This is a genomic window from Rhizobium halophilum, from assembly GCF_021648825.1.
Taxonomy (GTDB): Bacteria; Pseudomonadota; Alphaproteobacteria; order Rhizobiales; family Rhizobiaceae; genus Neorhizobium; species Neorhizobium halophilum.
Genome location: NZ_JAKJHS010000009.1, coordinates 131,450 through 150,637, shown reverse-complemented (window position 1 = coordinate 150,637; position 19,188 = coordinate 131,450). Strand labels below are relative to the sequence as shown.

Below are 19,188 nucleotides of genomic sequence, written 5' to 3'. Positions count from 1 at the left end.
CGCTAACGACAGGCCCAAGGCGATCACGAACGCGTTGGGCCTGCCGCTCCGTCAGGAACGCTTCTTGATCGTTCCGTAGATGATGTTGCGGTTGGCCCCGAACATGACCTCTGAGTCGACGTCGTGACCGGCCGCGCTCTCATTAATGATCTTCCACATGTCCGACTGCGAACGCAGCAGCAATGTCCAGTTCATCATCGTCTCCATGTAGCCATCATCCGGAACTTCGGTGGAGAAGTTGGCAAACAGGAACATGCCGCCCGGTTTCAGCATATCGAGGCAAGTCTGGGTGAGCTTGACCGCCACCTTGTCTGCCAGATAGTCGTAGAGGCCGGCGGCATAGATGAAGTCGAAAGTCCCGAGCTTCTGTGACTTCGTCAGCAGGCCTCGAACGGAGCCGTCAATGGCTTCAACGCAGGTTCCGTTGAAGTCACGAGCTGTCGCTCCGACGCTCAAGGGATCCTGGTCAAGCGCAACCCAGCGCTTGATCCGCCCTTCCTTCAACGCAACGGAGCGATCAGCTTCGCGCAGGTGACCTGCCGCCACCGTCAGAATTTCGGTCTCAGCCCCCCTGTCACCAGCGACTTCGTCGACATAGCGCGTCAAGAGATCGCGCCGCTCGCGTACCGCCACCGCAGACGGTGCATTCTTGGTATATTCGTGCAGCGTGCGCCCGAGTGGCGAAGCCGACCGGATTTCATGGGCGACCGAGGGATGCCCATAGATGAAATCGATAAGGTGGGCGTCGCCGGAGTAGCCACGCGGCTTCTCGAAGGACCAGCGCGTGAAAGGATCCTCGTGGAAATAAGCGCGAATCGGGTGATTCTGCACGACCGGCACAAGCTGCGCCCAGATGCTCCAATAGCGATCCCGGATCTCGTGCAGCGACTTTATCAGTCGGTCGATGATCAGAGCCGGCTCCTGCCCCGCATCAACCTGCTGTTTGGCAATCGAGAGAACCAATGCGACCTGTGCTTCGGCTGCTGCCAGTTGGTGCTCGTTGGTTAGATCAGGAGAGGAGAAGACCTCTCGCTTGACGGATTCGGGAGTGATCAAGCTCTGTCCGTCGAAAACAATCTCGCGTCTGTTCACGCCAATCTCGCTCGTTAATGGGAGGTTAACAACCGCCTCAAGATGAGCCATGTGAGCAAAAAAATCTCGCAGCTTTGGGAAACATGGTTAACGTCGGCATCAACCGGAGCGGACGCTTCTTTAGAGATGCTTAAGCTCCTTCTGCTACTCCGTTTCTCAGACACAGGTTCCTCTGATACGGGAGACGCTGGTCCGAAGACGGCGGTCTGGCGACGGCGCATGCAAGCATGGGTCCGAACCCGACAGCTACAGAAGACGTTCGACACCACAGCAATCAACGCAGTGGAAGGTGCATGACGCACAGATTGGCCGACGTGCTTGAGATCGATGTTCCGCGAAATCCGCTGCAGCAGCCGGCGGAGGTTCTTCGCGCGCTTTATCGCCAACAGGGTGAAAAGATCCGCCGCAAGATAACGCGTCAGGGGCTATGGGTTGCCGTATTCGTCCATCTCCTTTTCTCGCTGACCGACATCCTTCTGATCCCGGATGCTGCCGCGATAACCGTGGTGACTCGTTTTGTCATCTCGGCGATGATGCTCGCATCACTCGAGCTTCTGGTCTGGCGCAATGCCGGGGCTGATGCGATCGATCGCGTCTCGGCAGCTGCCCTAGTGGCTGCTTATGCGGGATGGCTTTTCACGGCGCTGCAGACCTCCAACACGGAGGTCATGTCCTACTACATGGTGTTCGGCGCGATCTTCATGATGAGCGTCAACCTGTTCTTCAGCTTCGCCTTCCGGCTATCACTGATAGCCTCCGGGGTGATCGTGGTCCTGTTTATCGCGGGTCTCTACGGCCTCCCGACCCAAGGCGTGGGGTACAAGCTCACCTTTGGTATCTTCTGCATTTCCTGTTTCATCTTTACTTCCTACGTAAACTGGAAGCTGAACCAGGAACGCTTCAATGTTTTCCTCAACGCGCTTGAAGCGAAGGCGCAGCAGAAGGAAGCCACGGAGCGCGGTCAGCAATTGCTGCGCCTCTCCCACACGGACCCGCTGACGGGCCTCGAGAACCGCCGCGCGATTGATCAACGATTGCGGGACCTTTGGGATCGGTGGCAGCATGCTGGAGAAGCTTTCGCCGCCATCCTGGTCGACGTTGATTTCTTCAAGAGATACAATGACTGCTACGGACATCAGGAAGGTGACCGATGCCTCACGATCGTCGCGGACGCTCTTCGCGATCTTGCCGAAATGCGCCAGGCGACCATTGGGCGCTACGGGGGTGAAGAGTTCATCATCCTTGCCAAGCTTGACGAGGAGGCTGAGCTCGCGGGGCTGGCAGAAGCAATCCGGCAGGTGGTCGAGCGGCTGGAGCTTCGCCATGAGCAGCGGCGGGACGGTATCTCGATCGTAACGGTAAGCGTTGGAGCAGCCTTCACCCGGCACCACGCGGCGGCAAAGCTGGAGAAGGTGATTTATGAGGCAGACCGGGCGCTGTACGCTTCAAAGGCCGCCGGCCGCAACTGTGTCCGGCTGTTCGATCCCAACGATCCCCAGACCAGCGATGACCGTGAACACGTAGCAGCCGTTCTCAAGATCGCCGTTCCGCAGCATCTGGTCTCCATGGTTTATCAGCCACTTCAGGATGTGGGATCTGGAGAGGTGTCCGCAGTCGAGTCACTCATGCGCCTGCGCATGCCAGATGGCGGTCTCATCCCACCGAGCCTCTTCATTCCGATTGCCGAGCGCACAGGAACAATCCTCTCGCTCGGGCAGTGGGCAATCCAGACGGTTTGCCACGACGTTCTGGCCCCCAACCTGATGCAGATCGCCAGCGTCAACGTATCGCCGCTTCAACTGAGAAGCCCTGGTTTCGCGGCATTCGTCGCGCTAACCTTGCATGAAGCCGGGATCACCGGAGATCGGCTGGCTCTCGAAATTACCGAGGGGCAGGACATGGAAATGCACTCAGGCGCCTGCCGCTGCATCAACGATCTCAAGGCACTGGGAGTGAAGATCTGGCTGGACGACTTCGGAACAGGATTCGCCGGCCTGTCCTGGTTACGGCTCGTCGAATTCGACTGCGTCAAGATCGACAAGTCCTTCGTTCATGACAGTCATACGCCCAGAGGCCGCGCCATGCTGGAGGACATCATACGGCTGGTGCGAAATCGGCAGGCAACCATTCTTGCCGAAGGTGTCGAGACACCGGAGCAGGCAAGCCTGATGAAGCGATTGGGCATCGACCTCGTGCAAGGCTATCATCTGGGGAGGCCCATGACGGCGAGCGCGCTAAAACGATCTGACAGGGGCGCGACTTCCGCCCGTGCCTTGTCCGCCCTCTGAGGCGAGGTTCGAGCCCGGGCGCCGGGGGAGATCCGTGGTTACCGGATCCCCCTGATACCAGCAAGCGGGCTCACATGCTCGGATAAACCGGCCCCTCGCCACCCTGTGGCGGCACCCAATTGATGTTCTGGTTCGGGTCCTTGATGTCGCAGGTCTTGCAGTGGACGCAGTTCTGCGCGTTGATTACGTAAACCTCCTCACCGTCCTTCTCGACCCACTCGTAGACGCCCGCCGGACAATAGCGGGTTGAAGGCCCGGCGTAGACGCCAAGCTCCGAACGCTTCTGCAGTTCCATGTCCTTTACCTGCAGGTGGACCGGCTGATCCTCCTCGTGATTGGTGTTGGACAGGAAGACCGAGGACAGGCGGTCGAAAGTCAGGACGCCATCCGGCTTCGGATAAGCGATCGGCTTGTGCTTGGCGGCCGGCTCCAGGCTCTCCGCATCGGTCTTGCCGTGCTTCAGTGTGCCGAAGAACGAAAAGCCGAAGATCTGGTTGGTCCACATATCGATCCCGCCGAGACCGACACCAAGTGCTGTGCCGAACTTCGACCACAGCGGCTTGACGTTGCGCACCCGCTTCAGGTCCTTGCCGATGGCGCTGTCACGCCACTCGTTCTCGATCTCGATAACTTCGTCATTGGCGCGGCCCGCAGCAATCGCTTCCGCGATCTTCTCGGCGGCCAGCATCCCCGAATGCACCGCATTATGGCTGCCCTTGATGCGCGGCACGTTGACCATGCCGGCTGAACAGCCGATCAGCGCGCCGCCCGGGAAGGAAAGTTTTGGCACGGACTGGTAGCCGCCTTCCGTGATCGCGCGGGCGCCGTAGGAGATGCGCTTGGCGCCTTCAAAGGTGCCACGGATCGCCTCGTGCGTCTTGAAGCGCTGGAACTCCTCGAACGGGTAGAGATAGGGGTTCTTATAGTTCAGGTGGACGACGAAGCCCACGGCGACAAGATTGTCGTGCAGATGATACAGGAAGGAACCGCCGCCAGTCTTCAGTCCGAGCGGCCAGCCGAAGGAGTGCTGAACGAGACCCGGCTTGTGGTTCTCCGGCTTTACCTCCCAGAGTTCCTTGAGGCCAATGCCGTATTTCTGTGGTTCGCGGCCCTCATCCAGCTTGAACTTGGCGATCAACTGCTTGGCCAACGACCCGCGCACACCCTCGCCGATCAGGACGTACTTGCCGTGCAATTCCATGCCGCGCGTGAAGTTCGGGCCCGGCTGCCCGTTCCGCTCGATGCCCATGTCGCCGGTCGCCACGCCGCGGACGGCGCCGCTTTGGTCATACAGAAGCTCGGTTGCAGCAAAGCCGGGATAGATCTCGACGCCAAGCGCCTCGGCTTTCTCCGCCAGCCATCGACAGACGAGGCCAAGCGAAACGATGTAATTGCCGTGGTTGTTCATCAGCGGCGGCATCAGGGCATTCGGCAAGCGAACCGACCCGGCAGGGCCGAGGAACAGGAACTGGTCGTCGGTGACGGGCGTCGTGAACGGATGCCCCTCTTCTTCACGCCAACCCGGCAACAGCCTGTCGATGCCGCTCGGATCCACCACCGCGCCCGACAAGACATGCGCGCCGACCTCGGCACCCTTCTCCAGCACGACCACGGCGAGATCCGGATTAAGCTGCTTCAGCCGGATCGCCGCCGAAAGACCGGCCGGCCCTGCGCCGACGATCACGACGTCAAATTCCATGCTCTCGCGCTCGGGAAGTTCCATTTGCTCGCTCATCATCTACTCCGCTTGCCGGCCCCACTCCGGCACCACTTGTCTGACAACCTAATTCGCAAAAGCCGAAGCGGTTGTCGACCGGGAAAACATTTCCGCCGCCACTGTGGCAGCCGTAACGTCTTACGTTTACGTTAGCGTAAGATATCGGCTCCTCCATGAAAATCAAGTTATCGCGTGACTGAGCCCGGCGTCCAAAGCACCATCTTCAAGAATGGTTGCCAAGTACGATGCGGTGCGTCATTCGGGTGGGACGCAGCATAGGCACCAGCATGATCCAGACTGACGCTTCCTCCCAGTTGTCCCCTCAAGACCTTGCAGAACGACTTGCGGGGCTTCATCCCGATCTCTTCGTCCTCGATTCCTCTGATCTAACGGGACGGCACCCGGGGGAGCACCCCCGTAATCTGGAAGCCGGCGTGCTGGCACAGCCGCGTTCCACCGAGGCTGCCCGTCACCTTATTCGTTGGTGCGGAGAGAACAATGTCTCTATCGTTCCCCAAGGTGGCCTCACCGGGTTGGTGGGCGGCAATGTCAGCCGCCCTGGTGACGTGATCCTGTCCACGTCGCGCCTGAACCGGATCCTCTCTATTGAGCCCGAGGAAATGACGGCGACGGTGGAAGCAGGCGTCACGCTCGAAGCCCTGCAGCAGGCCGCCGCACAACACGGCCTTACCACCGGCATAGACCTCGGCTCACGCGGCTCCGCCACCATCGGCGGCATGGTCTCCACCAATGCCGGCGGCATCCTCGCCTTCCGCAATGGCGTGATGCGCCATCAGGTTCTGGGGCTGGAGGCGGTGCTGCCGTCGGGGGATATCTTCTCCGACCTGACGCGTGTCGTGAAGGTCTCGGCCGGGCCGGACCTGAAACAGCTCTTCATCGGCGGTGAAGGCGCCTTCGGCGTCGTCACCAAGGTGGTCCTGAAGCTGGAGCCGCAGCGCCCCTACCGGGCAACGGCCATGCTCGGCGTCGCCGATGCCCGCGCCGCATTGTCTGTCATCCGCCGCCTCCGTACGCTACCGGGCGTGACGCTTGAAGCGGCTGAGATGATGTGGCCCCTATACATTCGGGATCATGCAAAACTGAAGGGTCTCGATCTGTCATGGCTGGAGGAGGATGCCGCGGCACTGCTGATCGAGATTTCCACCGGGAGCGTTGAGGGTGCGATAGCCGCCCTTGAGGAACAGCTCTCAGACATGTGGGAGCCGCTCGCCCTCAAGGGCGGCATTGTTGCCAAAACCCTAGAACAAGCGCGCCGGCTCTGGGACATCCGCGAGGATTCGGGCTTCTACTACGCCGAGATTCCGGAGGCAGCCTCGTTCGACGTCTCTGTTCCGCCGACATATCTCGATTGCTATGTGGCTCAACTGGAGCGCCGGCTGCGTGCCCTTGACCCCACTTATGCCGCCTATGTCTATGGTCATGTCGCCGACGGCAACCTGCACCTGACCCTGATCAAGCGCGGCCCGCTGCCGGAAAGAGAACTGCGCGCCGTTGAAAACGCGGTCTATGCCAACGTAGGCGAAGCGGGCGGCAGTTTCTCCGCCGAGCACGGCGTGGGCCTGGAGAAACGCCACGGTTACGAGACCTTCACATCACCGGAGAAGCGGGCTCTGGCGCGGGCGCTAAAGCAGGCGCTCGATCCAAAGGGGATGTTCAATCCCGGGAAGGTGCCGTTCTGAAACCGGCCGCGCTGATTATCTGACGCGGTCGCCTTTGTTGGACCTCCCGGTGCCGCCAGCCGCCTTGCCCTTGGCGTTGTAAGGCTTGCCACCGGTATCTTTGCCGGCCGCCTTGCCCTTGAACGGCTTGCCGGCGCCCTTCTTGAAAGGCTTGTCGAACCCGCCATCGGCTCGGGCAGGCTTGCCCTTCCCAGGGCCGCCTTTCGGCTTGGTGTCACCCCAGACTTCGTCGTCGAGGCTACGGACGGCGTCGTTGGTCTTGGCCTTCGGCTTCCAATCCTTACGGGGCGCATCATCCGTCGCGTTTTCGCGAAATGGCCTATCCTTGCCGATCCGTTCGGTACCTTCACCATCACCGGTCTTCTTGTTCTTCCACGGCTTGTCCATCCGCGGCCCATCACGGCGCGGAGCCTCGTCCTCTGCACTGCGGGTGAACTTGCTGAAGTCCGGCGCCCGATCCAGCCGCGTGACGCGGATGCCGCGGTCCATCATCCGGTCCCTGCCGAGCTTCGCCAAGAAGCGGTCGGCATGGTCGGCGGCGATTTCCACATAGGTCTCGTCGGCCTGCATCTTGATCGCGCCGATCTCGTTCTTGGAGAGATCGCCGTTGCGGCAGATGGTCGGGATCAGCCAGCGGGGCTCGGCGCGCTGCTTGCGCCCGACCGAAAGCGAGAACCAAACGGCGGGGCCGAAGTCGCCACGCGGCGTCAGTGGCCGCGAGGCTGGATCTCCGGACTTTCCGTCGCGCGGCTTGCGGCCGGCACCGGCATCGAGCGAGACTGGGATCAGGTCTTCCGGCGCGGCATTCTTTGCCCGGTGCAGGTTGACGAAAGCAGCCGCGAGCTTCTCTGCGCCATAGATCTCGACCAGCCTGGCGATCAGGTCCTGTTCTTCCTCGCGCGGGGCTTCGTCGAAGACCGGATCCGCCAATAGGCGCTCCTGGTCCTTTGCCGTGACCTCGTCGGCCGACGGTGGCTGCGCCCAGGTGGGCGTCACGTCCGCACCGGCAAGCAGGCGCTCGGCTTTGCGGCGCTGGTTGACCGGGACGATCAGGGCGCTGACGCCCTTGTTGCCCGCGCGTCCCGTTCTGCCCGAGCGGTGCAGCAAGGTTTCGGAGTTGGTCGGGAGATCTGCATGGACGACAAGATCGAGCCCCGGCAGGTCGATGCCACGGGCAGCGACGTCGGTCGCGATGCAGACGCGGGCACGGCCATCGCGCATGGCCTGCAGCGCATGGGTGCGCTCGTTCTGCGTCAGTTCGCCAGAGAGCGCCACGACATCAAAGTTTCGGTTGTTGAAGCGGGCCGTCAGGTGGTTCACCGCCGCACGCGTGGAGCAGAACACGATCGCGTTCTTCGCGTCGTAGAAGCGCAAAGCATTGATGATCGCGTTCTCGCGATCAGAGGGCGCCACGAGAAGTGCCCGGTATTCGATATCGGCGTGCTGCTTTTCCTCCGTGGTCGTCGCAATGCGCACCGCATTGCGCTGATAGCGTTTGGCGAGCTTGGCAATGCCGGTGGGCACGGTGGCGGAGAACATCAGCGTGCGCCGGCCATCAGGTGCGGATTCCAGGATGAACTCCAGGTCCTCGCGAAAACCGAGGTCGAGCATCTCGTCGGCCTCGTCGAGCACCGCGACCCGGAGCTCGGACATGTCGAGCGCATTGCGCCGGATATGGTCGCAGATACGGCCGGGCGTGCCGACGACAATGTGGGCGCCGCGTTCCAGCGCCCGGCGCTCGCTACGGATGTCCATGCCGCCGACGCAGCTCGCGATCACCGCGCCGGTCATCTCGTAGAGCCAGGTGAGCTCGCGGTTGACCTGCACGGCCAGTTCACGGGTTGGCGCAATCACCAGTGCCAGCGGCGCGCCGGCGCGCTCGAAGCGCTCGCCGTCGTCCAGCAGCGTCGGCGCCATGGCGATGCCGAAGGCCACGGTCTTGCCAGAACCCGTCTGCGCCGAAACGAGCGCGTCGGACGTAGCGAGCTTCGGGTCGAGCATAGCCTGCTGCACGGGAGTAAGGGTCGCGTAGCCGCGTTTCGCCAATGCCTTGGCGATCGCCGGAACGGCGCCTTCGTAGTCGGTCATCTTTATGGTCTTTCGGATATTTCGTGCGCCTTGGCGCATGGCTGCAACTCTCGCAGCTCTACATGGCGTCGTTCCTACTGGGGGAAAGGGGAAATGTCAAAGAGACACGCCAGCTTTCAGCTGCAACGGGCTTTGCAAGCAGCCCGCCAGCTTGCTAGCGTCCCGCGACTGCAAATCAGCATCGGAAGGACATCACAATGGATCTCGGACTAGCCGGCAAACGCGCCCTCGTGCTCGCCTCCTCCCGCGGCCTCGGCCTCGGTATCGCCACGGCTCTCGCACGCGAAGGCGCAAACGTGCTTCTCGTTGGCCGCTCCGGCGACCGGTTGGCGGCAAATTGCGAGGCGATCAACGCCGAAGGCAAAGGCAAGGCCGATTGGGTCTGGGGAGATCTCGCCGACGACAACTTCGTCGAGAGCATGGTGAGCGCGGTCAAGGAGAAACTCGGCGGCATCGACATCCTGGTCAACAACACCGGCGGCCCGACGCCCGGAACATCGGACGAAATGACCGCAGATAAGCTCGAAACCTATTTCCAGTCCATGGTGCTGCGGGTCATCACGCTCACGAATGCCTTGCTGCCGCAGATGAAGGAACAGGGGTTCGGCCGGATCCTGACCGTGGCCTCCTCCGGCGTCTTTGAGCCCATCCCGAATCTTGCGCTGTCCAACACGCTGCGCGGCGCCTTGGCCGGCTGGAACAAGACATTGTCGGCGGAAGTCGCCGGACAGGGCATCACCGCAAACATGCTCCTGCCTGGCCGCATCCATACCGACCGGATCGACGAGCTCGACGGCGCCAATGCCAAGCGCCAAGGCAAGCCGATCGAAGAGATCCGCGCGGCATCGGTCAAGAGCATCCCGGCGGGTCGCCTCGGCACGGTCGAGGAATTCGGCGCCGCAGGCGCCTTCCTCTGCTCGGTGCCTGCGAGCTACGTCACCGGAACGATGTTGCGGGTGGATGGCGGCGCCTCGAAGTCGATCTGAGACTTCCCCGGTTCCGCGCAGGATCCCTGCGCGGACGTGACGAATATCAAGACCTTGCGAACCCCCTGGAATCCGGCCTCGTCTCTGCTAATGTGGCTGCGACAAATTGCTCCATGGGAGGGAAGCTTGGAGAAGATCAGGAACTGGATGGTCGCGGCGGCGCTGGCAATCATCGTCGTCGGCCTCGCCTGGGTCGGCCACGGCACGGGCATCATCCAACTGCCGGCGACAGGCTTCATGAGCGAACTCAGCGTCTGGACGATCAACGGCTCTCTGGTTGTCGCCTTCGGCCTGATCGTGCTGATCGGCTCGTGGAAGCTCTTGCGCGCCGAACCGCACGGCTCCGGCTTCGGCGACGACCAGTTTCTCGGCGAAACCTGATCCGCTCCAGCGAAGGACGCGCCTATGAAGCGTCTCGGCATCGTGATCGGCGCCCTCGCCATCCTCATGGGCCTCCTCTGGATGGCCCAGGGCAGTGGCATCTTCCCCTACCCCGCCTCAAGCTTCATGATCGACCAGTCACCCTGGATCCTCTGCGGCGCGATCCTCGCGTTGGCGGGATCGGTGCTGGTGTGGTGGGCGCGACGGCGATAGACGCCGCTCCCTTCCAAACGGGTTCTATCGCTTTGCCACCAGTCCCGGCAGATCCTCAATCAGCGAATCCCGCACCACAAAGCTGATTGGTTCGTCGTGTGGCTTTGCGTCAACCAGAAGCCGCGCGAACACGAGCTCTCGCCCTTCCCTCTCCGCCCAGCCGACGAACCAGCCGATCGGGCGGTCGCTCCTGGGCCCGCCGTTTGCATCGCGCATCCGGCCGCTGCCGGTCTTGCCGTGGATCACCCAGCCGTCCGCCGCCTCGAAGCGCGGGATGATCGCCTGCGTCATCGCCACCGCATGATCCGAGACCGGCAGTTCGCCGTTCAGGAAGCGGCGGAGGAAATCCACCTGCTCGTCCGGCGAAATCTTCAGCGACGACATCAGCCAGGATTCCGTCAATCCGTCCAGCCTGCCCGGCCCCCCGGAAACGTCCGCGTTGCCATAGGCGAAGGTCTTCACGTAGTCGCCGAACCGGTCTTCGCCGAGACGGCGGGTGATCTCCTGCGAATACCAGACGATCGATTCCCGCTCCCAGCCGGTCGGGTCGAAGGCCTTCTTCACCCGCGCCGGACCGCCGAACTTCGCCTGGTAGTCCCAGCGCGGCGTCGTCTCGTCGGTTAGGATGCCGGCGTCGTAGCCCATCATGGCCAAGGGCAGCTTGAAGGTCGACATGGGATAGACGCGCTCGGCGCAGGTACCCTGCCGGTGAAGCGCCTCGCCGCTCCTGGCGTCGAGCACCACCGTGCAGCGGATCGGATCGGCGGCGGATGCCGGCCCTGTGGCAGCAAATGCGGCAAAAATGCCGATGGCAGCGGCCAGGAGGCCGCGTCTTTCCAGGATCATGAGATGTCTCCCTCGGTGTGAACAACCTCAGTTCTAGGGCCCGTTGCGGGAGCGCGGCAAACGATGATAACTGGCGGGAGCCATAAGAAAAACTGGGGCATCGCATGGTCCGGCCGCATCTTCCGCTGAACGCGCTGCGCGCTTTCGAGGCCGCCGCCCGCCACCTCTCCTTCACCCGTGCGGCGATCGAGCTCTGCGTCACGCAGGCGGCCGTCAGCCACCAGGTGAAGATCCTCGAACAGCGGCTGGGCGTCACGCTCTTCCGTCGCCTGCCGCGCGGGCTCATGATCACCGAAGAAGGCCTTGCGCTCCTGCCGACGCTGAAGGACAGTTTCGACCGCATGGCCGACATGCTGGAGCGCTTCCAGGGCGGGCACATGCGCGAGGTGCTGACGCTCGGCGCCGTCGGCACCTTCGCCGTCGGCTGGCTCCTGCCGCGTCTTGGCGGCTTTCGCGCCCGCCATCCCTTCATCGACCTGCGCCTCTCTACCAACAACAACCGTGTCGACATCGCCGCCGAAGGCCTCGACTACGCGATCCGCTTCGGCAACGGCGCCTGGCACGATACGGAGGCGGAACCCTTGTTCGAGGCACCGCTCTCGGCGCTGTGCGTACCGGCGATCGCAGCCAGGCTGAGACAGCCGGAGGATGTCGGGCGGGAAACACTGCTCCGCTCCTACCGCGCCGACGAATGGCCCGGCTGGTTCGAGGCCGCCGGCGCCCCCGCTCCGGCGATCACCGGGCCGGTGTTCGATTCCTCCGTGCTGATGGTGGAAACGGCCCTGCAAGGCACCGGCGTCGCCCTCGCCCCGCCGCTGATGTTCTCCCGCCACCTTTCCTCTGGCGCACTGGAACAGCCCTTCCCCGTCTATGTCTCCAAGGGAAGCTACTGGCTGACGCGCCTCAAGTCCCGCACCCCGACCCCGGCGATGAACGCCTTTGCCGAGTGGACGGCGGAGATGGCGGCGGAGACAAGGGCGGCTGCTTAAGCGACTCCCGCCCTTGCCATCCCGCCCGCCCTGTGCCATCAGGCGCGCTCGATTTCACCAGGGCGCGGCAGGCGCCCTTTGGCGTTTCCGGGCTGATGCTCCGGGTTCAATAATCACGACTGGACGAGGAGCACTGCCATGGCACGGGCGCTGGGGCTGGATTTCGGCACGACCAACACCGTCATTGCACTGGCGGAAGGCGATGGGGCCACGCAGTCCATGCCGTTTGCGAGCAGTGCCGGCACCACCGACACGATGCGCACGGCGCTCTCCTTCATGAAGGACAGGCAGCTCGGCGCGCAGGCGCTGAAGGTCGAGGCGGGACAGGCGGCGATCCGCGCCTTCATCGACAATCCGGGCGACTGCCGCTTCCTGCAGTCGATCAAGACCTTTGCGGCAAGCCCGCTCTTCCAGGGCACGCTGATCTTCGCCCGCCGCCACCAGTTCGACGACCTGATGGAGATCTTCCTGCGGCGGCTTTCCGCCTATGCGGGCGAGGCCTGGCCGTCAGACGTCTCGCGCATCGTCGTCGGCCGTCCGGTGCAGTTCGCCGGCGCCAGCGCCGATGCGGATCTGGCACTCGAGCGCTACAACACGGCGCTGACGCGGCTCGGATTTCCGGAGATCGCCTATGTCTACGAGCCGGTCGCGGCGGCCCATTACTTCGCCCAGAACCTGCAGAAGGACGCCAATGTGCTGGTGGCGGATTTCGGCGGCGGCACGACCGACTATTCGCTGATCCGCTTCGAGCGCCATGGCGGGAAGCTCTCCGCCACCCCGATCGGCCATTCCGGCGTCGGCATTGCCGGCGACCAGTTCGATGCGCGCATGATCGAGCATCTGGTGGCGCCGGAGATCGGCAAGGGGAGCCGGTTCAAGAGCTTCGACAAACTGCTCGACGTGCCGAGCAATTACTACACCAGCTTCTCACGCTGGAACCAGCTGTCGATCTTCAAGGGATCGAAGGAGTTTTCCGACCTGCAATCGCTGGTGCGCTCCTCCCTGGAGCCGGAAAAGCTCGAACTCTTCGTCGATCTCGTCGAGCATGACGAGGGCTATCCGCTCTACCAGGCAGTGTCGGCGACGAAGATGGCGCTGTCGGCGGCGGACGAGGCTGAGTTCAGCTTCGCGCCGCTCGGCAAGGCCGGCCGCAAGGCCGTCCGGCGCCGCGACTTCGAGAGCTGGATCGCCGACGACCTTTCCCGCATCGAGGCCGCGCTCGACCAAGTGCTGGTCGAGACGGACACGGCGCCCGCGGCCATCGACAAGGTCTTCCTTACCGGCGGCACCTCCTTCGTGCCGGCCGTGCGCGACATCTTTATTCGCCGCTTTGGGACAGACAAGATCGAGAGCGGCGGCGAGCTTCTCTCCATCGCCCACGGCCTGGCGCTGATCGGAGAAAGCGAGGATCTGGCACAATGGGCAGCTTGATGCTTTTCCCGCGCCCGACCCTCCGCTAGAGTGGGAGGATGATCCAGGCGAAAGATCTCGAAGCGGCCGAGCTTGCAACACTTCTGCATTTTTATGCCGATGCGGGGGTCGACTGGCTGCTTGAAGATCAGCCGATCGACCGGTTTGAGGAGTTTGCCCTGCAGCAGGCGGCCCGTGAACAGGTTCAGCGGGTGCAGGGACCCGCCCCCGCCGGGCAAGCGGAGCGCAAGAGCCGCACGGCGTCAGCACCGTCCTCGCCGCTCAATCCGCCGCCGGTTGCCATGCCGAACGATCAGGCGGTCGCGGCCGCACAACTGGCTGCGGAGAGCGCTCGGTCGCTCGACGAGCTGCAAACGGCGCTGGAAGCTTTCGGCGGCTGCAACCTGAAAAACAGCGCCCGCTCCACCGTCTTCCTCTCCGGCGACCCGGCGTCAAAGATCATGGTGATCGGCCCGATGCCAAACGCTGACGACGACCGCGACGGCATCCCCTTCTCCGGGCGGCAGGGGCAATTGCTGGACCGGATGCTGGCGGCGATCGGGCTTTCCCGGGAGGTGGTTGTCCTTACCAACATCATTCCGTGGCGCCCCCCCGGCAACCGGATGCCCTCGCCGGCTGAAACGGCCATCTGCCGGCCTTTCATCGAGCGGCAGATCGCACTGGCGGAGCCGGACCATCTTCTCCTGCTTGGCAACTTCACCGCGCGATTCTTCCTCGGCGAGACCGGCACCATCCACAGCCTGCGCGGCCAATGGCGTGAGGTGGCGGTCAACACCCGCACGGCGAAGGCTCTTGCGACACTGCATCCGCAAGAACTTCTGACAGCGCCGGCGAACAAAGCGCTCGCCTGGGCGGATTTGCTGCTGTTTTCGCAGGCGATCGCGAAGCCCTGATTCCCATCAGTTGATGAACGTTAAGGCATTATTTCAAATGCCATGCAAATCGCGCATGGCAGTGACGCTCAATGCTGCATTGCCGAATCATTGCTGCGCCGCAATATTGGGATGTGTCTTGGGAGGACGAATACAAGGAACCAAGGCCATGACGTGTCGTGCCCGCCCTATCCATTCAGGCTTTGAGAGCCTTCGTATCGCTGGCCTGGCGCCGCGCTCAACCAGCGGCTACCACCGCTTCGGCTCTGCCACGAACGAGCAGCTTACTGCTCGCGCGATGGGCCGGCTGGACACGATCACGCGTCCGGCCGCGATTTTCGCCGATTTTCGTGAGCGATGAGAGCAGACGCAAAGCAAGAGACCAGCATCATGAGAGAGCTTTATCCCCTCCGCGCATTGCGGCGAACCTATGAGGACGTGAACACTGCAATCAGTGCTGCCCGCGAATACCGCCACGCCTCCGCCGTCCGCCGTGGCGATGTCCCTGCTGCCAATCCGCTAACCGCCGGCATCCCCCTTTGATCCCTTGATCAGCCTGGCGGCGCCGAGGCCTTCCGAGCGGCCTTCCGCTCGATCCCAAGCCGATGCTCGCGATAGACGATGAAGATGCCGGCAGCCATGGTGATGGCGGTGCCGATGATCATCGGAAGCGTCGGAACGTCGTTGAACAGCACAAAGGCAATGACGATCCCCAGCAGGAACGACGTATATTCGAACGGCGCCACCGCCGACACGTCCGCATGACGATAGCTTTCTGTCAGGAAGATCTGCGCCACGCCCCCGAACAGGCCGGACGATATCAGCAGGAACGCCTGCTGGCCGCTCAGCGCCGTCCAACCAAACGGCAGGCTCACCAGCGAGAATAAGGCGCCGGTCAACGAAAAATAGAACACGATCGTCGGGGTCTTTTCAGTCCGCACCAGTTGGCGCACCTGAACCATGGCAAGCCCGCTGAGCACGGCCGCCAGCAGGACGGCGGCGGCACCCAGGGCCTGTTGCGACTGCAGGCCGTTGTCCTGGAAGAGCGTCAACTTTGGCCAGGAGACGATCAATACCCCAATCAAACCCGCCACCACCGCGCTCCATCGATAGACCCGCACCGTCTCACCAAGGATGAGCGCGGCGAATATCACGGCCATCAGGGGCGAGGCGTAGCCGATCGCGATTGCCTCCGGCAGCGGCAGATGAACCAGGCCATAGAAGCCGAAGGCCATGGAGAGGATGCCGAAGAAGCCACGCTTTAGGTGCCCGAAAGGCCGCTCGGTTCTCACCGCGGTGCGCAGATCCCTCTGCCAGGCCAGGTAGGCGATGATGGGAACCAGCGCGAAGGCGGAGCGGAAGAAGGTGATCTGCCCTGCGGGGACGTCCGCGCCCGCCGCCTTTATGCAAGTCTGCATCATCACGAAGATGACGACGGAGAGGATCTTGAACATGATCCCGCGCAGGGGGCTGCCCACATCTGATGTCATGAGAACTCTTGGGTGTTGCTTTTGCGAGAGAGCAAGGTGGCGCGAGGTTAGATCCCTTAGACTAAAGCAATGGCTCACTGTGCAGCATCAAAAGTCTTGATGAATCGATAAAAACAATGCTTGAACCGGAACCGGTGCGATACCCGTTAGCATCATGTTAGCATCCCTTTGTTAGCGTTCGGGTCATCCCCGCCAAGGAAAGGAATGCCGTTGTGACTTCTTCTGCTGACCGCCCGCACCGTCAACCGGCGCGATCAATCAGCAGAACACCGGCGCCGCTGGCCTCTACCATCTCAAACTTCCGAAGCTGACGCCGCCAGATCGGCCTCCAGAACCTTTCATCTACGAACAGGAAGACTGTGTACGAATGAGTACATCCGAAAGAAAAGTTGTCGAACTGGCAAACTACCGTCCTACGGATTTCGTTCTGGAACGGGTGGATCTCACCTTCGAACTCGACCCTACCAATACCAAGGTCGACGCGCGACTTATCTTCCATCGCCGCGAGGGTGTCGACCCGAAGGCTCCCTTGGTACTTGACGGGGATGAACTGACGCTGTCAGGCCTGCTGCTGGACCAGAACGAGTTGCCCGCTGAGCAGTATGAGGCAACGCCCCAATCGCTGACAATCCTCGACTTGCCCGAAGCGTCACCCTTCGAGATCACGGTCACGACCTTCATCAACCCGCAAGCCAATACGCAACTGATGGGGCTCTACCGCACCAACGGCGTCTATTGCACCCAGTGTGAGGCCGAAGGCTTCCGCCGCATTACCTATTTTCCCGACCGTCCGGACGTTCTTGCGCCCTACACGATCACAATCATCGGAGACAAGGCAGCCAACCCGCTGCTGCTGTCAAACGGCAACTTTCTCGGCGGCGGTAATTACGATGAAGGCCGCCACTTCGCCGCCTGGTTCGATCCGCATCCGAAGCCGAGCTATTTGTTCGCGCTGGTCGCCGGCGATCTCGGCGTCGTCGAAGACACGTTCACCACCATGTCCGGTCGCGAGGTGGCGCTGAAGATCTACGTCGAGCACGGCAAGGAGCCGCGTGCGACCTACGCCATGGACGCGCTGAAGCGTTCGATGAAGTGGGACGAGGAACGTTTTGGCTGCGAATACGACCTCGACATTTTCATGATCGTCGCCGTGTCCGACTTCAATATGGGGGCCATGGAGAACAAGGGGCTCAACGTCTTCAACGACAAGTACGTCCTTGCCGACCCCGAAACTGCAACCGACCAGGATTACGCGAATATCGAGGCGATCATCGCCCACGAGTACTTCCATAACTGGACCGGCAATCGCATTACCTGCCGCGATTGGTTCCAGCTGAGCTTGAAGGAAGGCCTCACCGTCTTCCGCGACCACGAGTTTTCCGCCGACATGCGCTCTCGGCCCGTTAAGCGCATCGCCGAGGTCCGGCACCTGAAATCCGAGCAATTCCCGGAAGACGCCGGGCCGCTCGCCCATCCGGTGCGGCCGACCAAATACCGCGAGATCAACAACTTCTACACGACCACCGTTTACGAAAAAGGCTCCGAGGTGATCCGCATGATCGCCACGCTGCTTGGGCCGGAAGGCTTCAAGAAGGGCATGGACCTTTACTTCGAACGGCACGATGGCGACGCGGCAACGGTCGAGGACTTCGTAAAGTGCTTCGAGGATGCCACCGGTCGCGACCTCACCCAGTTCTCGCTCTGGTATCATCAGGCCGGCACGCCGCTCGTGACCGCGTCCGGCGCTTATGATGCCGCCGCATCGACCTTTACCTTGTCCCTTGAGCAGCGCGTGCCGGCGACGCCCGGTCAGCCAACCAAGGAGCCGATGTACATCCCCCTCTCCTTCGCGCTGATCCTCGACAACGGCTCCGTCGCGACGCCGACGACCGTCTCAGGTGGCGAAGTCACAGGCGACGTGCTGCATCTGACCGAGCGGACCCAGGTATTTACCTTCTCCGGCATCTCCTCGCGGCCGGTGCTGTCGCTCAACCGCAGCTTCTCCGCCCCGATCAACCTGCATCTCGACCAGAGCGCCGAGGACCTTGACCACATTGCACGCCACGACAGCGACCTTTTCGCCCGCTGGCAGGCGCTGACCGATCTCGCTTTGCCCAACCTCATGCAGGCTTCCCGGCATGCACGCGATGGCAAGGAGGTCGAGGCCTCGCCGGCCTTGATCTCCGCTCTCCTCGAGACAGCAGGCAATGATGCACTGGAGCCGGCCTTCCGGGCCCAGGTGCTTGCGCTTCCAAGCGAAAGCGATATCGCCCGCGAACTCGGAAGCAACAACGACCCGGATGCGATCCATGCCGGACGCACGGCAGTTCTTCGGGCGATTGCAACGGCAGGCAAAGACCTCTTCCGACGTCTCCTCGTCGAGACGCATGCCGACAGCGAGTTCAGCCCCGATGCTCAAAGTGCTGGGAAGCGCGCTTTGCGCAACAGTGCGCTGAGCTATCTGACCTATGCAGAGCAATCGCCGTCGCTTGCCGCAAAGGCCTTCGGTTCCGCCAACAACATGACCGACCTGTTGCACGCGCTGACCCTCCTTACGCACCGCTTCCCCGATACCGTGGAAACGGCCACGTCACTGGAAACCTTCCTGAAGCGGTTTGACAGCAATCCGCTCGTCCTCGACAAGTGGTTCTCCGTGCAGGCAACCGTCCCGGGGGCTGGAACCCTCGACCGCGTCAAGTCGCTCATGGACAACGCGCATTTTGTCAGCGGCAACCCAAATCGCGTCCGCGCGCTGGTAGGCAGTTTCGCCTTCTCCAATCCGACCGGCTTCAACCGCGCGGACGGCGAAGGGTACCGCTTCCTCGCCGAGCAGATCCTCGATATAGATCCAAAAAACCCGCAGCTTGCGGCGAGGATTCTGACCTCAATGCGGTCATGGCGGTCTCTTGAGCCTCAGCGGGCCGACCAAGCGCGGGCGGCACTTCTGTCTATCGACCGCAGCGGCATGCTCTCCAACGATGTTCGCGACATCGTGGAACGCATGCTGAAGAGCTAATGGTCATCCGCCACAGCCTGAGATTCTGCGGGAATCGAAGCAAAATCAACATCTTAAAAAAGTCTTAGCATTTCTCTGG

Annotated in this window: 16 protein-coding genes; 11 read left to right on the top strand and 5 right to left on the bottom strand. The window is 62.3% G+C overall.

Features of this window, described 5'->3' with window-relative positions:
* Positions 1 to 51: 51 nt before the first annotated feature.
* Entirely contained in the window at positions 52 to 1,092 is a 1,041-nt protein-coding gene (locus LXM96_RS16850; RefSeq protein WP_239999704.1) for a class I SAM-dependent methyltransferase, read from the bottom strand.
* 293 nt (positions 1,093 to 1,385) lie between these two features.
* On the opposite strand from LXM96_RS16850, the gene LXM96_RS16845 reads away from it, so the two are divergent.
* Positions 1,386 to 3,380: a putative bifunctional diguanylate cyclase/phosphodiesterase gene (locus LXM96_RS16845; RefSeq protein WP_239999703.1), complete on the top strand. Its 1,995-nt coding sequence runs from the start codon at positions 1,386 to 1,388 to the stop codon at positions 3,378 to 3,380.
* A gap of 70 nt (positions 3,381 to 3,450) precedes the next feature.
* On the opposite strand, the gene LXM96_RS16840 is transcribed toward LXM96_RS16845, so the two are convergent.
* The gene (locus tag LXM96_RS16840; RefSeq protein ID WP_239999702.1) at positions 3,451 to 5,115 is read right to left on the bottom strand and encodes an electron transfer flavoprotein-ubiquinone oxidoreductase; all 1,665 of its coding nucleotides are present in this window, start codon (positions 5,113 to 5,115) and stop codon (positions 3,451 to 3,453) included.
* A 269-nt stretch (positions 5,116 to 5,384) separates the two neighbouring features.
* On the opposite strand from LXM96_RS16840, the gene LXM96_RS16835 reads away from it, so the two are divergent.
* Positions 5,385 to 6,797: an FAD-binding oxidoreductase gene (locus LXM96_RS16835; RefSeq protein WP_239999701.1), complete on the top strand. Its 1,413-nt coding sequence runs from the start codon at positions 5,385 to 5,387 to the stop codon at positions 6,795 to 6,797.
* A gap of 15 nt (positions 6,798 to 6,812) precedes the next feature.
* On the opposite strand, the gene LXM96_RS16830 is transcribed toward LXM96_RS16835, so the two are convergent.
* Positions 6,813 to 8,885, bottom strand: coding sequence for a DEAD/DEAH box helicase (locus LXM96_RS16830; RefSeq protein ID WP_394801982.1), 2,073 nt, complete (start codon positions 8,883 to 8,885; stop codon positions 6,813 to 6,815).
* 197 nt (positions 8,886 to 9,082) lie between these two features.
* On the opposite strand from LXM96_RS16830, the gene LXM96_RS16825 reads away from it, so the two are divergent.
* From LXM96_RS16825 to LXM96_RS16815, 3 genes are all read left to right on the top strand, one after another.
* Entirely contained in the window at positions 9,083 to 9,871 is a 789-nt protein-coding gene (locus tag LXM96_RS16825) for an SDR family oxidoreductase (RefSeq protein ID WP_239999700.1), read from the top strand.
* A 126-nt stretch (positions 9,872 to 9,997) separates the two neighbouring features.
* Positions 9,998 to 10,252, top strand: coding sequence for a hypothetical protein (locus LXM96_RS16820; protein ID WP_239999699.1), 255 nt, complete (start codon positions 9,998 to 10,000; stop codon positions 10,250 to 10,252).
* Between the two features lie 24 nt (positions 10,253 to 10,276).
* Positions 10,277 to 10,465 carry a hypothetical protein gene (locus LXM96_RS16815; protein ID WP_239999698.1) on the top strand — a complete coding sequence of 63 codons (189 nt, stop codon included), beginning with the start codon at positions 10,277 to 10,279 and terminating at the stop codon, positions 10,463 to 10,465.
* Between the two features lie 24 nt (positions 10,466 to 10,489).
* Here LXM96_RS16815 and blaOXA read toward each other — a convergent pair whose 3' ends face one another.
* Positions 10,490 to 11,311, bottom strand: coding sequence for a class D beta-lactamase (blaOXA, locus tag LXM96_RS16810; protein WP_239999697.1), 822 nt, complete (start codon positions 11,309 to 11,311; stop codon positions 10,490 to 10,492).
* Between the two features lie 104 nt (positions 11,312 to 11,415).
* Here blaOXA and LXM96_RS16805 point away from each other — a divergent pair, with 104 nt between their 5' ends.
* From LXM96_RS16805 to LXM96_RS16785, 5 genes are all read left to right on the top strand, one after another.
* The gene (locus LXM96_RS16805) at positions 11,416 to 12,300 is read left to right on the top strand and encodes a LysR family transcriptional regulator (RefSeq protein ID WP_239999696.1); all 885 of its coding nucleotides are present in this window, start codon (positions 11,416 to 11,418) and stop codon (positions 12,298 to 12,300) included.
* Between the two features lie 138 nt (positions 12,301 to 12,438).
* Entirely contained in the window at positions 12,439 to 13,731 is a 1,293-nt protein-coding gene (locus LXM96_RS16800) for an Hsp70 family protein (protein WP_239999695.1), read from the top strand.
* A 38-nt stretch (positions 13,732 to 13,769) separates the two neighbouring features.
* On the top strand, positions 13,770 to 14,624 hold the full coding sequence (locus LXM96_RS16795; RefSeq protein WP_239999694.1) for a uracil-DNA glycosylase: 855 nt from the start codon (positions 13,770 to 13,772) through the stop codon (positions 14,622 to 14,624).
* 148 nt (positions 14,625 to 14,772) lie between these two features.
* The gene (locus tag LXM96_RS16790; RefSeq protein WP_239999693.1) at positions 14,773 to 14,964 is read left to right on the top strand and encodes a hypothetical protein; all 192 of its coding nucleotides are present in this window, start codon (positions 14,773 to 14,775) and stop codon (positions 14,962 to 14,964) included.
* 29 nt (positions 14,965 to 14,993) lie between these two features.
* Positions 14,994 to 15,146, top strand: coding sequence for a hypothetical protein (locus tag LXM96_RS16785; RefSeq protein ID WP_239999692.1), 153 nt, complete (start codon positions 14,994 to 14,996; stop codon positions 15,144 to 15,146).
* A gap of 8 nt (positions 15,147 to 15,154) precedes the next feature.
* Here LXM96_RS16785 and LXM96_RS16780 read toward each other — a convergent pair whose 3' ends face one another.
* The gene (locus LXM96_RS16780; RefSeq protein WP_239999691.1) at positions 15,155 to 16,093 is read right to left on the bottom strand and encodes a DMT family transporter; all 939 of its coding nucleotides are present in this window, start codon (positions 16,091 to 16,093) and stop codon (positions 15,155 to 15,157) included.
* 367 nt (positions 16,094 to 16,460) lie between these two features.
* Here LXM96_RS16780 and pepN point away from each other — a divergent pair, with 367 nt between their 5' ends.
* The gene (pepN, locus tag LXM96_RS16775) at positions 16,461 to 19,109 is read left to right on the top strand and encodes an aminopeptidase N (RefSeq protein ID WP_239999690.1); all 2,649 of its coding nucleotides are present in this window, start codon (positions 16,461 to 16,463) and stop codon (positions 19,107 to 19,109) included.
* Positions 19,110 to 19,188: the final 79 nt, after the last annotated feature.